Consider the following 13,219-nt stretch of genomic DNA (forward strand, 5'->3'; position numbering starts at 1 on the left):
CCTGAACGACCCCGCCATGCTCGCCTACCTGCTCCGACGCATCCTCTACACCGTGCCCATCATGCTGGGCGTGACGCTGGTGTGCTTTGCCCTGGTGCACATCGCACCGGGCGATCCGCTGGTGTCGGTGCTGCCGGCCGATGCCTCGGCCGAACTGCAGACCCAACTGCGCTCGGTCTATGGCTTCGACCGGCCGCTGCCGGAGCAGTTCGTGCGCTGGGTATGGCGGGCGCTGCACGGCGACCTGGGGCTGTCCATCGGCACCAGCCGGCCGGTGGCAGGCGAGGTGATGCGCGCTGTCGTCAACACACTGCGGCTGGCAGTGCTGGCCACGGCCATCGGCTTCGTGCTTGGGTCGCTGTTCGGCTTCGTGGCGGGTTACTTCCGCAACTCCGTCATCGACCGTCTGGCCTCGCTGCTCTCGGTGCTGGGCGTGAGCACGCCGCACTACTGGCTGGGCATGGTGATGGTGATCGTGTTCTCGTCGCAGCTGATGTGGCTGCCCGCGACCGGTGCCGGCCCGGGCGGCTCCGGCGAGTGGGCCTGGGACTGGGCCCATGTGCAGTTCATGCTGCTGCCGGCGCTGACCATGTCGGTCATTCCCATGGGCATCATCGCCCGCACGGTGCGGGCGCTGGTGGCCGAGCTGCTGGCGCAGGAATTCATCGTCGGCCTCAAGGCCAAGGGGCTCACACAGTTCGGCGTCTTTCGCCACGTGGTCAAGAACGCGGCGCCCACCGCCCTGGCGGTGATGGGCCTCCAACTGGGCTACCTACTCGGCGGCTCGATCCTGATCGAGACGGTGTTCTCCTGGCCCGGCACGGGCTTCCTGCTCAACACCGCCATCTTCCAGCGCGACCTGCCGCTGCTGCAGGGCACGATCCTGGTGCTGGCGCTGTTCTTCGTGCTGCTCAACCTGGCGGTGGACGTGCTGCAGACGCTGCTCGACCCGCGCATCGCCCGGAGCTGATCGATGTCCGCCGTTCTTTCATCTCCCGCCGACGTTCAGCCGCTGCCGGCGCAGCGCACGCGCGGCTACTGGGCCTCGGTGGGCGCGCGCTTCGTGCGCGACCCCGTGGCCATGGTCGCCGCCGTGGTGGTGCTGCTGCTGGTGCTGATGGCCATCTTCGGTACCTGGCTGGCGCCGGCCGATCCCTACCAGTCCTCGATGTTCAAGCGCCTCAAGCCGGTGGGCACGCCCGGCCTGCCGCTGGGCAGCGACGAACTGGGCCGCGACCTGCTGTCGCGCCTGGTCGTGGGCGCGCGGCTGTCGCTGTTCATGGGCATCGCGCCGGTGCTGTGCGCCTTCGTGGTCGGCTCGGGCATCGGCATCCTCGCCGGCTATGCGGGCGGTCTGGTCAACACGGCCATCATGCGCACCATCGACGTCTTCTATGCCTTTCCGTCGGTGCTGCTGGCCATCGCGCTGTCGGGCACGCTGGGCGCAGGCATCACCAACTCGCTGATCTCGCTGACCATCGTGTTCATCCCGCAGATCGCGCGGGTGGCGGAGTCGGTGACCACGCAGGTGCGCGGGCGCGACTACGTGGAGGCGGCGCGCGCCTCGGGCGCCAGCGGCTTCACCATCGTGCGGGTGCATGTGCTGGGCAATGTGCTCGGGCCCATCTTCGTGTACGCCACGAGCCTGGTGGCGGTGTCGATGATCCTGGCCTCGGGCCTGTCCTTCCTGGGCCTGGGCGTGAAGCCGCCGGAGCCCGAATGGGGCCTGATGCTCAACACGCTGCGCACCGCCATCTACACGCAGCCGCTGGTGGCGGCGTTGCCGGGCGTGATGATCTTCATCACCTCCATCGCCTTCAACCTCCTTTCCGACGGGCTGCGCTCCGCCATGGACAACAAGGCATGACGATGCACGACGACGACGTCGGCGGCCCGGCGCAGCCGCTGCTCACCATCCGCGGGCTGCAGAAGCACTTCCCGCTCAAGAAGGACCTGCTGGGCCGCGCGGGTGGCGTGGTGCGCGCGGTGGACGGCGTGGACTTCGAGGTGCTCAAGGGCGAGACGCTTGGCGTGGTGGGCGAATCCGGCTGCGGCAAGAGCACCACGGCCCGGCTGCTGATGCACCTGATCGCGCCGACGGCCGGCGAGGTGGTGTTCGACGGCCGCGTGGTCGGCTCGCGCGACCTGCCGCTCAAGGACTTCCGGCGCCAGGTGCAGATGGTGTTCCAGGACAGCTATGCCTCGCTCAACCCGCGGCTGACCATCGAGGACTCGATCGCCTTCGGCCCGCAGGTGCACGGCGTGCGCCGGCGCGAGGCGGTGGAGCGCGCCCGCGACCTGCTGGCGCGCGTGGGCCTGGAGCCCTCGCGCTTTGCCGAGCGCTGGCCGCACGAGCTCTCGGGCGGGCAGCGCCAGCGGGTCAACATCGCCCGCGCCCTGGCGCTCCAGCCGCGGCTGGTGATCCTGGACGAGGCCGTCTCGGCGCTGGACAAGTCGGTGGAGGCGCAGGTCATCAACCTGCTGCAGCAGCTCAAGGCCGAGTTCGGCCTGACCTATGTCTTCATCAGCCACGACCTGCATGTGGTGCGCTACATGAGCGACCGGGTGATGGTGATGTACCTGGGACAGGTGGCGGAGGTCGGTCCGGCCGATGCGCTCTACGACGAGCCGGCGCACCCGTACACGCAGGCGCTGCTGTCCTCCATGCCCTCTATGGACCCGGACCGCCGCACCGAAGAGGCGCCACTGGCCGGCGACCCGCCCAATCCCATCGACCCACCCTCGGGCTGCCGCTTCCATCCGCGCTGCGCCCATGCCGCGCCCGTGTGCAGCCAGCGTGCGCCGGTACTGCTGCCGGTCGCGCCGCTGCGCGTGGCGCGCTGCCTGGTGCACGAGGCCGGCAGCGGCCATCCGCAGGCGCCCGCTGTGGCCGCATGACCCCATGACCTCCATGAACGACTTGCCCGATGCCCAGGCGCCGCTCGTGCGCGTGCACGACCTGACCGTCACCTTCACTGGCGGCCGCAAGCCGGTGCAGGCCGTCAGCGGCGTGAGCCTGGAGGTGCGCCGCGGCGAGGTGGTGGCGCTGATCGGCGAATCGGGCTCGGGCAAGAGCGTCACGCTGCGCACGCTGCTGCGCCTGCATCCCGAGCGGCGCACCCACATCGGCGGCCAGGTGCAGGTGGCGGGGCGCGACGTGCTGGCCATGTCGGGCCGCGAACTGTCGGCCTACCGCGGCAAGGTGGCGTCGATGATCTTCCAGGAGCCGCTGCTGGCGCTGGACCCGGTCTACCCCGTCGGCGCCCAGATCGTCGAATCGCTGCGCCGGCACGAGGGCCTGGACAAGGCCGCCGCCCATGCGCGTGCGCTGGCCCTGTTCGAGCGCGTGCGCATTCCCAGCCCGGAGCGCCGTCTCGCGGCCTATCCGCACGAGATGTCCGGCGGCATGCGCCAGCGCGCCATGATCGCGCTGGCCCTGGCCTGCAACCCGCAACTGCTGCTGGCCGACGAGCCCACCACCGCGCTCGACGCCACGGTGCAGATCCAGATCCTGCTGCTGCTGCGCGAGCTGCAGCGCGACCTGGGGCTGGCAACGATCTTCGTCACGCACGACATCGGCGCCGCCGTCGAGGTGGCCGACCGCATCGCCGTGATGTATGCCGGCCGCATCGTGGAGGAAGGCACGGCGCGCGAGCTGATCCACCGGCCGCGCCACCCCTACACCATCGCCCTGCTGCGCAGCCGGGCCCATGGCGCCATGGACCGCGGCACGCCGCTGGGCACCATCGCCGGCGCACCGCCAGACCTGGCCGCATTGCCGCCGGGCTGCGCCTTCGCGCCCCGCTGCACGCTGGCCACCGAGGCCTGCCTGGACGGCCAGCCGCGCGTCGTCCAGTTCGACCCGGGCCACCGCGCCCGCTGCAACCGCACCGACGAGACCGCCGGCCTGGCCCCCGCGCTCGCCTGACCGCTTCAGGAAACCCATGCCTCTGCACGACCCCGTCCACGCTTTCGTCCCCTATCCCGACACGCCGGTGCCGCATGCCGCCACCGGGCCGCTGGCGGGCCTGACCTTCGGGGTGAAGGACCTGTTCGACGTCGCGGGCTACCCCACCGGCGGCGGCAGCCCCATCGTGCTGGCGATGTCGGGCATCAAGACCCGCACCGCATCCACGGTGCAGAAGCTGCTCGATGCCGGCGCGGCCTTGGCCGGCAAGACGGTGACCGACGAACTCGCCTTCTCGATGAACGGTGACAACGCGCACTTCGGCGCGCCCATCAACGGTGCCGTGCCGGGGCGCATCAGCGGCGGCTCGTCATCGGGCTCGGCCTCGGCGGTGTCCAACAGCCTGTGCGACTTCGCGCTGGGCACCGACACCGGCGGCTCGGTGCGCGCCCCGGCCAACCACTGCGGCCTGGTCGGCCTTCGCCCCACCCACGGCCGGGTCAGCCTGGAAGGCGCGCTGGACCTCGCCCCCAGCCTGGACACCTGTGGCTGGTTCGCGCGCGACATCGGCACCTTTGCCCGCGTGGCCGACGTGCTGCTGGCCGCCGACCCGGCGCCCCCGCCCACACGGCCGCGCCTGCTGCGCCCCACCGACGTCTGGGCGCTGGCCACGCCCGAGGCCGCCGAAGCGCTGCAGCCCGCACTGGCGCAGGTGGAGGCCGCCTTGGGCACGGCCACTCCCGTCGAAGCCGCGCTGGAGAGCTTCGACGCCATGTACTGGCACTTCCGCCACATCCAGGGCCGCGAGGCCTGGATGACCGACGGCCCGCTGATCGAGCGCTTCGCGCCGCCGCTGGGGCCGGGCGTGAAGGAGCGCTTCGCCTTCTCGCGCGGCGTGACCGATGCGCAGGTGGCCGAGGCGCAGGCCTTTCGCACCCGCTTCCGTGCCCACCTGGCCGCGCTGCTGGGCCACGACGGCGTGCTGGTGATGCCCACCATGCCCGACATCGCGCCGCTGCGCAGCGACCCCGAATCGGCGCTGGAGGACTACCGCAACCGGTCCATCCGCCTGCTGTGCCTGGCAGGACTCGCGGGCTTTCCGCAGCTGTCGCTGCCGCTCGCGCGCCGCGACGATGCGCCGCTGGGCCTGTCGCTGCTGGGCCCTGCCGGCAGCGACCGCAGCCTCATCGCGCTGGCCGAACGGCTGGTGGCCCACTGAACCGATACCCCGCACGACCATGACCACCGCCACCCCCAACCGCCCGCTCGCCATCGACGGCGAGCGCCTCTGGCAATCGCTGATGACGCTGGCGCGCATCGGCGCCACCGACAAGGGCGGCGTCTGCCGCCTGGCCCTGACTGACCTGGACCGCCAGGGCCGCCAGCTCTTCCTGCGCTGGGCGCAGGAGCTGGGCTGCAGCGTGCGCGTCGATGCCATCGGCAACCTCTTCGTGCGCCGCGAGGGCAGCGATCCCACGCGCCCCGCCGTCGCCACCGGCAGCCACATCGACACCCAGCCCACGGGCGGCAAGTTCGACGGCAACTACGGCGTGCTGGCGGGCCTGGAGGTGCTGCGCACGCTCGATGACGCGGGCATCCGCACCGTCGCGCCGCTGGAGGTCTGCGTGTGGACCAACGAGGAAGGCTCGCGCTTCGTGCCGGTGATGATGGGCTCGGGCGTGTACGCCGATGCCTTCACGCTCGACCATGCGCTGGCCGCGCGGGACCGCGAGGGCATCTCGGTGGCAGAAGCCCTGGCGGCCTCGGGTTTCGCCGGCAGCGAGCCCGCCGCCGTGAGCGCAGGCGCGCCGCGCTTCGGCGCCTACTTCGAGGCCCACATCGAGCAGGGCCCGGTGCTCGAAGACGCCGCCGTGCCGCTCGGTGTGGTCACCGGCGCCCTGGGCCAACGCTGGTACGACGTGATCGTGACCGGCCAGGAGGCGCATGCCGGTCCCACGCCCATGCGCCTGCGCCGCGACGCGCTGCAGGCCGCCACCGGCCTGATGCAGGAGGTGGTCGCCATCGCCATGGACGAGCAGCCGCACGGCCGCGGCACTGTCGGCTATGTGCAGGTGCATCCCAACTCGCGCAACGTCATCCCGGGCCGCGTGACCTTCACCGTGGACCTGCGCCATGGCGACGACGAGGGCCTCGCCCGCATGGACGCGCGCCTGCGCGCCGCCTGCGCCGCGCTGCAGGCCGAAGGCCGCGTGAGCGTGTCGGTGGAGCAGACGGTGTACTTCCCGCCCGTGCAGTTCACGCCCCAACTGGTGGCCGCCGTGCGCGAGGGCGCCGAACGCGCCGGCCTGCCGCACCAGGACATCGTCAGCGGCGCCGGGCACGACGCGGTCTACGTCGCGCGGGTCGCGCCGGCCGCGATGATCTTCGTGCCCTGCAAGGACGGCATCTCGCACAACGAGATCGAGGATGCAAACCCCGAGCACCTGGCCGCCGGCTGCAACGTGCTGCTGCATGCCATGCTGGCCCAGGCGGGTGTCGCCACAGGGTGAAGCCGCTTTCGCCCTCGGCCTCGTCTGCGCAGGGCGCCCCCCTGCGGCCACGGCCGCTCAGCGCCGAGGACTTCGCGCCCTATGGCACGGTGATCGAAGCGCCAGCGCAGGGCCACGGCCGTCTCATCAACAACGGGACCACCGAGCGCTTCGACGTGGTGGACGATCTGCAACTGGGCGCCGCCGGCGGACGCGCGACGCTGGCGCTCTTCCGGGCCCAGGCCCGGGGCTTTCCGCACAGCGTGACCGAGATGGAGCGCCACGGCCTCGGCAGCCAGACCTTCATCCCCCTGGGCGTGCTGCGCTTCATCGTGGTGGTGGCGCGTGCAGGCGACGCACCGGGGCCCGCCGACCTCGCCGCATTCCTCACCGATGGGCGCCAGGGCGTGACGCTGGCGCCGGGCACCTGGCACCACGCCCTGCTGGCCGTGGATGCCGGCGACTTCGCCGTCATCGAGCGCGCCGCGGCGCAGGTGGATTGCGAGGTGCATATGCTGGCCACCCCCGCGCTGCTGCATCAGCAGCCCGCCTGAGCCACGACCCCAGACCGGGTGCCAGAGCCCCTCTCCCGCAGGGGGAGAGGGAGCACAAGACCGTCACACCTCCAACAGCATCTTCACCCGCGCCTGCACCCGGCCCTCGCGCACCTGCAGTTCGGCCGCCGACACCGGCAGCTTGAAGCGCCGCGGCCCGGCGCTGCCCGGGTTCACGTAGAGCACTGCTCCCCGCATTTCCACGTGCGGTCGGTGCGAATGGCCGGTGACCACCACCTGCGTGCCGAGGGCCGGCGGCTCGGCCACCAGGTCGGCGATGTCGTGCACCACGCACAGCCGCACGCCGTGCAGCTCGCAGTCCAGCCGCTTGGGGAGCGCCTCGGCCCAGGGGCCGATGTCGTTGTTGCCGCGCACGGCCAGCGTGGGCGCGATGGCGTCCAGCGTCTGCAGCACCTCGGCGCCGCAGATGTCGCCGGCATGCACGATGGCGTCGCTGCCATGCAGCCATTCGAGCGTCTCGGGACGCAGCAGGTTGTGGGTGTCGGAGATGAGGGCGATGCGGGGCATGGCCCGACTGTCGCCAATGTGCGTGTCGCCCGTGCCGTTCATGGAAAGCCCCCATGCGCTCAAGGGACGTCGCCCCCTACGATCCGACGTCGTTTTCCTCCCCGGTGCGGCGCGCGCAAGGCCCGGCCGCCCCCGCCTCCCATGTCCTCCGCCCCCGAGCCCGGCGCCCAGCTGGACGCTGCCAGCCCCCTCCCCCCCGACATCGCCGCCGCCGACGAGCCCGTGAAGGTGCCGCTGGCCATCGAGGACTGGGCCACCGTCGTCATCATGGGCCTCTTGGCCTGCATCACCTTCGCCAACGTGCTGGTGCGTTATTTCACCGACACCTCCTTCGCCTGGACGGAGGAGTTCTCGGTCTTCCTGATGATCCTGCTGGCCATGGTGGGCGGCTGCGCCGCCGTGGCGCGCGACCGGCACATCCGCATCGAATACTTCAGCGAGGCCGGCTCCCTGAACCGCCGTCGGCGCCTCGCGCAGTTCGGCGCGGCCATGGTGGCACTGCTGTTCTTCCTGATCGCGGCGCTGTCGGTGCGCGTGGTGTGGGACGACTGGCGCTTCGAGGAGACCTCGCCCGGCATCGGCGTGCCGCAGTGGTGGTACTCGATCTGGCTGCCCATCGTGTGCACCGGCATCGGCCTGCGTGCCGTGGGCCTGTTCATCCGCCGCGGCCGGCGCCCCGCCGATGGCGGTGAAGGGAGCGACGCATGATCGCCACCCTGCTCTTCGTCGGCTTCGTGGCCATGATGCTGATCGGCGTGCCGATCGGCGCGGCGCTGGGCCTGGCCGGCGCGGCCTGCATCGCGCTGGCCAATGCCGATGCGCAGTGGTTCGGCCTGCTGGCCGTGCCGCAGAACTTCTATGCGGGCCTGGGCAAGTACCCGCTGCTGGCCATTCCGATGTTCGTGCTGGTGGGCTCCATCTTCGACCGCTCGGGCGTCGCACTGCGGCTGGTGAACTTCGCCATCGCCATCGTGGGCCGCGGGCCCGGCATGCTGCCGCTGGTGGCCATCGTGGTGGCCATGTTCCTGGGCGGCATCTCGGGCTCGGGCCCGGCCAATGCCGCCGCCGTGGGCGCGGTGATGATCGCGGCCATGTCGCGCGCCGGCTACCCGGCGGCCTACTCGGCCAGCGTGGTCGGCGCGGCGGCCGCCACCGACATCCTGATCCCACCCTCGGTGGCTTTCATCGTGTATTCGGTGCTGGTGCCGGGCGCCTCGGTGCCGGCGCTGTTCGCGGCCGGCATGGTGCCGGGCATCCTCGCCGGGCTGGCGCTGATCGTGCCGGCGGTGTGGATGGCCCGCCGCCACAAGATGGGTGCGCTGGAGGCCACGCTGCCCCGCCCGCCCTTCTGGCAGAGCCTGCGCGAGGCGGTGTGGGGCCTGGCGGCGCCGGTGCTGATCCTGGGCGGCATGCGCGCCGGCTGGTTCACGCCCACCGAGGCGGCGGTGGTGGCCGTGTTCTACGGCCTCTTCGTGGGCATGGCGATCCATCGCACCATCAAGGTCCGCGACCTGTTCCCGATCCTGCGCGAATCGGGCGAGCTGTCGGCGGTGATCCTGATCGTGGTGTCGCTGGCGGGCATCTTTGCCTATTCGCTTTCCACGCTGGGTGTGATCGACCCGGTGGCCAAGGCCATCGTCAATTCGGGCCTGGGCGAATACGGCGTGCTGTCGCTGGTCATCCTCATGCTGATCACGGTGGGCATGTTCCTGGACGGCGTGTCGATCTTCCTGATCTTCGTTCCGCTGCTGTGGCCCATCGTGCAGCACTACAACTGGGACCCGGTGTGGTTCGGCGTGCTGCTCACGCTCAAGGTGGCGCTGGGCCAGTTCACGCCGCCGCTGGCGGTGAACCTGATGGTGTCCTGCCGCATCGCCGGCGTGCGCATGGAGTCCACCGTGCGCTGGGTGGGCTGGATGCTGTTCGCCATGTTCCTGGTGATGGTGGCCGTGATCATCTGGCCGCAGCTGGCGCTGTGGCTGCCGCGCTACCTGGGCTACTGACGACGCCGGAGCCCCCGACAAGACAACCCAAAGGAGACGAAGCATGACCCCATCCACCTTCCGCCGCAGCCTCATCGGCCTGGCCGCCGCCGCCGTGGCCCTCGCCACCTTCTCGACCGGCGCCGCCGCGCAGTCGGCCTACAAGGCCGAATACAAGATGTCCCTGGTGCTGGGCCCGCCCACGCCCTGGGGCATGGCCGGCAAGCTCTGGGCCGACATGGTCAAGGAGCGCACGCAGGGCCGCATCAACATCAAGCTCTATCCCGGCGTCTCGCTGATCCAGGGCGACCAGACGCGCGAATTCAGCGCGCTGCGCCAGGGCGTGATCGACATGGCGGTGGGCTCGACCATCAACTGGTCGCCGCAGGTGAAGGAGCTCAACCTCTTCTCCATGCCCTTCCTGATGCCCGACTACGCCGCCATCGACGCGCTGACGCAGGGCGAGGTGGGCAAGGACATCTTCGCGCGCCTGGACAAGGCAGGCGTCGTGCCGCTGGCCTGGGGCGAGAACGGCTTCCGCGAGGTGACCAATTCCAAGCGCCCCATCAAGACGCCCGAAGACCTCAAGGGCATGAAGCTGCGCGTGGTGGGCTCGCCCATCTATTCCGACACCTTCAGCGCCCTGGGTGCCAACCCCACGCAGATGAGCTGGGCCGATGCACAGCCGGCGCTGGCCAGCGGCGCGGTGGACGGGCAGGAGAACCCGCTGTTCCTGTTCACCGTGCTGAAGATGCACACCGTGGGCCAGAAGTACGTGACCACCTGGGGCTACGTGGCCGACCCGCTGATCTTCGTGGTCAACAAGGAGATCTGGGCCAGCTGGACGCCCGCCGACCAGGCCATCGTGCGTCAGGCCGCCATCGATGCGGGCAAGCAGGAAATCGCCCTGGCCCGCAAGGGCCTGACCGAAGCCGACAAGCCGCTGCTCAAGGAGATCGCCGGCATGGGCGTGACGGTGACCCAGCTCACGCCGGCCGAGCGGGACGCCTTCGTGAAGGCCACGCGGCCGGTCTACGCCAAGTGGAAGGGCACCATCGGCGCCGGCCTGGTCGACAAGGCCGAGAAGGCCATCGCGGCGCGGCAGAAGTAAGGCGGCTTACTTGGCCTTTTGCATCCCGGCCCCATGCACGGGGTCGGAGGCCATGCTGCTGGCCATCACCTGCCTATAGGCCGACTTGGTGAGGTTGATCTTGCAGAACTCGTCGAGCTGCGGCTTGATCTTCTCGACCGCCACCTCGTCGAACACCGCGTCCTTCTTGCCGTGCGTGCCGTGGCCCACGGCGTAGTAGATGAACTTGGGCTTCACGGTCTCGTCGAGCGCCACGTAGTCGGAGCAGCGCATCTTGACGATGGGCTTGGCGGTGGCCGTGGCTTGCACCGGAGCGGGAGCAGCCGGGGCAGGCGGCGGCGTCTGTGCCATCGCGGCCGAGGCGGCCAGGGTCGACAAGGTCAGGACGGAGAGGGCTGCGAGAACTTTCATGGGGACACTCCTGGGGCAAGAACATGGGTGAGGGCATGGCCGGTCACCACGGACCGGCCACGTCCACGGCCTATCGCCCGGACACCGCAGGTGTCGGAGGGCGATGGGTTCATCCTAGGAATGGGCGCTTAGAAGGTTCTTAAACAGGCACAGGCCCGGTCAGCGCAGCAACTCGCCGCTGGCCTCGGGCTGAAAGGTGATGGCCTCCACCTGCAGCACGGCCGCGCGCCCGTCGGGAGCACGCCAGCGTGCCTCCTGACCCGCCCGCAGGCCCAGCAAGGCGATGCCCACGGGCGACAGCACGGAGATGCGGCCCTGGCCCGCATCGGCCTCGTCAGGATAGACCAGCGCGATCTCGCGGGCGGTGGACGCGCCGGCCTCGGCCACACGCAGGCGCGAGCGCATCGTCACCACGTCGGGCGCCACCTGTGCGGAAGGCACCAGCTCGGCGCTGTCGAGCACATCCTGCAGCGCATCGGCCGCCGCGGACGGGGCCTGCAGCCATTTGCCGAGACGCACATGGTCCAGCTCGGTCAGCACACGCACCGGCGCGGCCGTGGCGGACGAGGACGTGGTCGGGGAAGAAGAGGAAGAAGAAAAAGACATCGCACGACTCCTGAAAAACAATCGCCGGGTGCAAGCCCGGCGATGCGATTGGCGAGGAGGATGGATGCGTGCTCGCCGGGCTCAGGAGGGTGCGGCCAGGCACTGGCCGCGCAGGCGCCGCTGGACGCCCACGCGCGTGCACGCCCGCAAGACGGGGCGGTGCGCAGCGAAGGGGCAGAAGCGGAACATGCGTGGCCGGTCGGTGCGATCGCAGACGGGACTCAGTGCTGCAGGATCTTGTTGAGGAAGTCCTTGGTGCGCGGCTGGCGGTTCTCCGGATGGCCGAAGAACTCTTCCTTGGAGCAGTCTTCCAGGATGCGGCCGCCCACGTCGATGAAGATCACGCGGCTGGCCACCTTGCGCGCGAAGCCCATCTCATGGGTCACGCACATCATGGTCATGCCTTCCTTGGCCAGGCTCACCATCACGTCCAGCACCTCGCCGACCATCTCGGGGTCCAGCGCCGAGGTGGGCTCGTCGAAGAGCATGACGATGGGGTCCATCGACAGGGCGCGGGCGATGGCCACGCGCTGCTGCTGACCACCGGAGAGCTGGCCGGGGAACTTGTCCTTGTGCGCCATCAGGCCCACGCGGTCGAGCATCTTGAGGCCGCGGGTCTTGGCCTCGTCCGCACTGCGGCCCAGCACCTTCATCTGCGCGATGGTGAGGTTCTCGGTCACCGACAGGTGCGGGAACAGCTCGAAGTGCTGGAACACCATGCCCACCTTGGAGCGCAGCTTGGGCAGGTTGGTCTTGGGGTCGTTGACCTTGATGCCGTTGACGACGATCTCGCCCTTCTGGATCGGCTCCAGCGCGTTCACCGTCTTGATCAGCGTGGACTTGCCCGAGCCCGACGGGCCGCACACCACCACCACATCGCCCTTGTCGATGCTCACCGAGCAGTCGTGCAGCACCTGGACGGGGCCGTACCACTTCGAGACGTTCTTGATTTCGATCATTTTTTCAGCCATGGCTTGAACCCTTCATCGGATGATGGCGATTTTCTTGTGCAGTCGCTTGACCATGTAGGACAGCGAATAGCAGAGGACGAAATAGACGACGGCGGCCAGCAGGTAGGCCTCCTCGGGACGGCCGAAGTTCTTGCCTGCCGTCTCGAAGCCCTTGAGCAGGTCGTAGGCGCCGATGGCATAGACCAGCGAGGTGTCCTGGAACAGGATGATGGTCTGCGTCAACAGCACCGGCAGCATGTTGCGGAAGGCCTGCGGCAGGATCACCAGTGTCATGTTCTGCTTGTAGGTCATGCCCACCGCCATGCCCGCGAACACCTGGCCGCGCGGGATCGACTGGATGCCGGCGCGCATGATCTCCGAGAAGTAGGCGGCCTCGAAGCAGATGAAGGTGACGATGGCCGAGGTCTCGGCACCGATGGGCCGGCCGATGACGAAAGGCACCAGCAGGAAGAAGCCCAGGATCACCATCACCAGCGGCACCGAACGCATGCCGTTGACGTACACCGCCGCCGGGAAGTCCAGCCACTTCTTGCCCGACAGCCGCATGAGCGCCAGCAGCGTGCCGAAGAAGATGCCGCCCAGCGTGGCGACCACGGTGAGCATCACGCTGAAGTACAGGCCCTTCAGCACATAGGTGCTGATGAGGTTCCAGCTGTAGAAGGAAAAGTCGAGGCCCAACAT

Annotated in this window: 15 protein-coding genes; 10 read left to right on the plus strand and 5 right to left on the minus strand. The window is 69.8% G+C overall.

The window, feature by feature from the left end; translation table 11 throughout:
* Window positions 1–16 precede the first annotated feature (16 nt).
* Genes KBC94_RS19070 through KBC94_RS19100 form a run of 7 tightly spaced genes read left to right on the plus strand, consistent with a single transcriptional unit; the run spans window position 17 to window position 6,950 of the window.
* Complete coding sequence (locus tag KBC94_RS19070; protein WP_294373563.1) at window positions 17–970, plus strand: ABC transporter permease; 954 nt, start codon at window positions 17–19, stop codon at window positions 968–970.
* A gap of 3 nt (window positions 971–973) precedes the next feature.
* A complete protein-coding gene (locus tag KBC94_RS19075; RefSeq protein WP_294373565.1) occupies window positions 974–1,867 on the plus strand; it encodes an ABC transporter permease in 894 nt (297 codons plus the stop codon).
* Window positions 1,864–2,898 (plus strand): ABC transporter ATP-binding protein, encoded by a 1,035-nt coding sequence (locus tag KBC94_RS19080; RefSeq protein WP_294373567.1) that lies wholly within the window; start codon window positions 1,864–1,866, stop codon window positions 2,896–2,898. Before KBC94_RS19075 ends, KBC94_RS19080 begins: the two co-directional genes overlap by 4 nt.
* Before the next feature lie 13 nt (window positions 2,899–2,911).
* Window positions 2,912–3,928 carry an ABC transporter ATP-binding protein gene (locus tag KBC94_RS19085; RefSeq protein WP_294373568.1) on the plus strand — a complete coding sequence of 339 codons (1,017 nt, stop codon included), beginning with the start codon at window positions 2,912–2,914 and terminating at the stop codon, window positions 3,926–3,928.
* A gap of 16 nt (window positions 3,929–3,944) precedes the next feature.
* The gene (locus KBC94_RS19090) at window positions 3,945–5,126 is read left to right on the plus strand and encodes an amidase (protein WP_294373570.1); all 1,182 of its coding nucleotides are present in this window, start codon (window positions 3,945–3,947) and stop codon (window positions 5,124–5,126) included.
* 19 nt (window positions 5,127–5,145) lie between these two features.
* On the plus strand, window positions 5,146–6,417 hold the full coding sequence (locus tag KBC94_RS19095) for a Zn-dependent hydrolase (RefSeq protein ID WP_294373573.1): 1,272 nt from the start codon (window positions 5,146–5,148) through the stop codon (window positions 6,415–6,417).
* The gene (locus KBC94_RS19100; protein WP_294373576.1) at window positions 6,414–6,950 is read left to right on the plus strand and encodes an ureidoglycolate lyase; all 537 of its coding nucleotides are present in this window, start codon (window positions 6,414–6,416) and stop codon (window positions 6,948–6,950) included. The genes KBC94_RS19095 and KBC94_RS19100 overlap by 4 nt, the downstream gene beginning before the upstream one ends.
* 63 nt (window positions 6,951–7,013) lie before the next feature.
* Here the strand turns inward: KBC94_RS19100 and KBC94_RS19105 are convergent, their stop codons facing one another.
* Window positions 7,014–7,478, minus strand: a complete 465-nt coding sequence (locus KBC94_RS19105) for a metallophosphoesterase family protein (protein ID WP_294373579.1) — start codon at window positions 7,476–7,478, stop codon at window positions 7,014–7,016.
* Between the two features lie 141 nt (window positions 7,479–7,619).
* Here KBC94_RS19105 and KBC94_RS19110 point away from each other — a divergent pair, with 141 nt between their 5' ends.
* Genes KBC94_RS19110 through KBC94_RS19120 form a run of 3 tightly spaced genes read left to right on the plus strand, consistent with a single transcriptional unit; the run spans window position 7,620 to window position 10,571 of the window.
* Window positions 7,620–8,186, plus strand: a complete 567-nt coding sequence (locus KBC94_RS19110; RefSeq protein ID WP_294373582.1) for a TRAP transporter small permease — start codon at window positions 7,620–7,622, stop codon at window positions 8,184–8,186.
* Window positions 8,183–9,481 (plus strand): TRAP transporter large permease, encoded by a 1,299-nt coding sequence (locus KBC94_RS19115; RefSeq protein ID WP_294373584.1) that lies wholly within the window; start codon window positions 8,183–8,185, stop codon window positions 9,479–9,481. The genes KBC94_RS19110 and KBC94_RS19115 overlap by 4 nt, the downstream gene beginning before the upstream one ends.
* Before the next feature lie 43 nt (window positions 9,482–9,524).
* Window positions 9,525–10,571: a DctP family TRAP transporter solute-binding subunit gene (locus KBC94_RS19120; protein ID WP_294373587.1), complete on the plus strand. Its 1,047-nt coding sequence runs from the start codon at window positions 9,525–9,527 to the stop codon at window positions 10,569–10,571.
* 6 nt (window positions 10,572–10,577) lie between these two features.
* On the opposite strand, the gene KBC94_RS19125 is transcribed toward KBC94_RS19120, so the two are convergent.
* From KBC94_RS19125 to KBC94_RS19140, 4 genes are all read right to left on the minus strand, one after another.
* Window positions 10,578–10,961: an HdeA/HdeB family chaperone gene (locus KBC94_RS19125; RefSeq protein WP_294373589.1), complete on the minus strand. Its 384-nt coding sequence runs from the start codon at window positions 10,959–10,961 to the stop codon at window positions 10,578–10,580.
* A 159-nt stretch (window positions 10,962–11,120) separates the two neighbouring features.
* Entirely contained in the window at window positions 11,121–11,567 is a 447-nt protein-coding gene (gene rnk, locus KBC94_RS19130; RefSeq protein ID WP_294373591.1) for a nucleoside diphosphate kinase regulator, read from the minus strand.
* A gap of 221 nt (window positions 11,568–11,788) precedes the next feature.
* A complete protein-coding gene (locus KBC94_RS19135; RefSeq protein ID WP_017758520.1) occupies window positions 11,789–12,526 on the minus strand; it encodes an amino acid ABC transporter ATP-binding protein in 738 nt (245 codons plus the stop codon).
* A gap of 24 nt (window positions 12,527–12,550) precedes the next feature.
* Complete coding sequence (locus KBC94_RS19140; RefSeq protein WP_017758519.1) at window positions 12,551–13,219, minus strand: amino acid ABC transporter permease; 669 nt, start codon at window positions 13,217–13,219, stop codon at window positions 12,551–12,553.

Source organism: Pseudacidovorax sp., from assembly GCF_017991995.1.
Classification (GTDB): Bacteria; Pseudomonadota; Gammaproteobacteria; order Burkholderiales; family Burkholderiaceae_C; genus Xenophilus.

Bases quoted from the DNA above. Each gene is read 5' to 3' on its own strand.
- KBC94_RS19070 (WP_294373563.1), top strand. From the start codon at position 17: ATGCTCGCCTACCTGCTCCGACGCATCCTCTACACCGTGCCCATCATG.
- KBC94_RS19075 (WP_294373565.1), top strand. From the start codon at position 974: ATGTCCGCCGTTCTTTCATCTCCCGCCGACGTTCAGCCGCTGCCGGCG.
- KBC94_RS19080 (WP_294373567.1), top strand. From the start codon at position 1,864: ATGACGATGCACGACGACGACGTCGGCGGCCCGGCGCAGCCGCTGCTC.
- KBC94_RS19085 (WP_294373568.1), top strand. From the start codon at position 2,912: ATGAACGACTTGCCCGATGCCCAGGCGCCGCTCGTGCGCGTGCACGAC.
- KBC94_RS19090 (WP_294373570.1), top strand. From the start codon at position 3,945: ATGCCTCTGCACGACCCCGTCCACGCTTTCGTCCCCTATCCCGACACG.
- KBC94_RS19095 (WP_294373573.1), top strand. From the start codon at position 5,146: ATGACCACCGCCACCCCCAACCGCCCGCTCGCCATCGACGGCGAGCGC.
- KBC94_RS19105 (WP_294373579.1), bottom strand. From the start codon at position 7,478: ATGCCCCGCATCGCCCTCATCTCCGACACCCACAACCTGCTGCGTCCC.
- KBC94_RS19110 (WP_294373582.1), top strand. From the start codon at position 7,620: ATGTCCTCCGCCCCCGAGCCCGGCGCCCAGCTGGACGCTGCCAGCCCC.
- KBC94_RS19115 (WP_294373584.1), top strand. From the start codon at position 8,183: ATGATCGCCACCCTGCTCTTCGTCGGCTTCGTGGCCATGATGCTGATC.
- KBC94_RS19120 (WP_294373587.1), top strand. From the start codon at position 9,525: ATGACCCCATCCACCTTCCGCCGCAGCCTCATCGGCCTGGCCGCCGCC.
- KBC94_RS19125 (WP_294373589.1), bottom strand. From the start codon at position 10,961: ATGAAAGTTCTCGCAGCCCTCTCCGTCCTGACCTTGTCGACCCTGGCC.
- rnk (WP_294373591.1), bottom strand. From the start codon at position 11,567: ATGTCTTTTTCTTCTTCCTCTTCTTCCCCGACCACGTCCTCGTCCGCC.
- KBC94_RS19135 (WP_017758520.1), bottom strand. From the start codon at position 12,526: ATGATCGAAATCAAGAACGTCTCGAAGTGGTACGGCCCCGTCCAGGTG.
- KBC94_RS19140 (WP_017758519.1), bottom strand. From the start codon at position 13,219: ATGTTGGGCCTCGACTTTTCCTTCTACAGCTGGAACCTCATCAGCACC.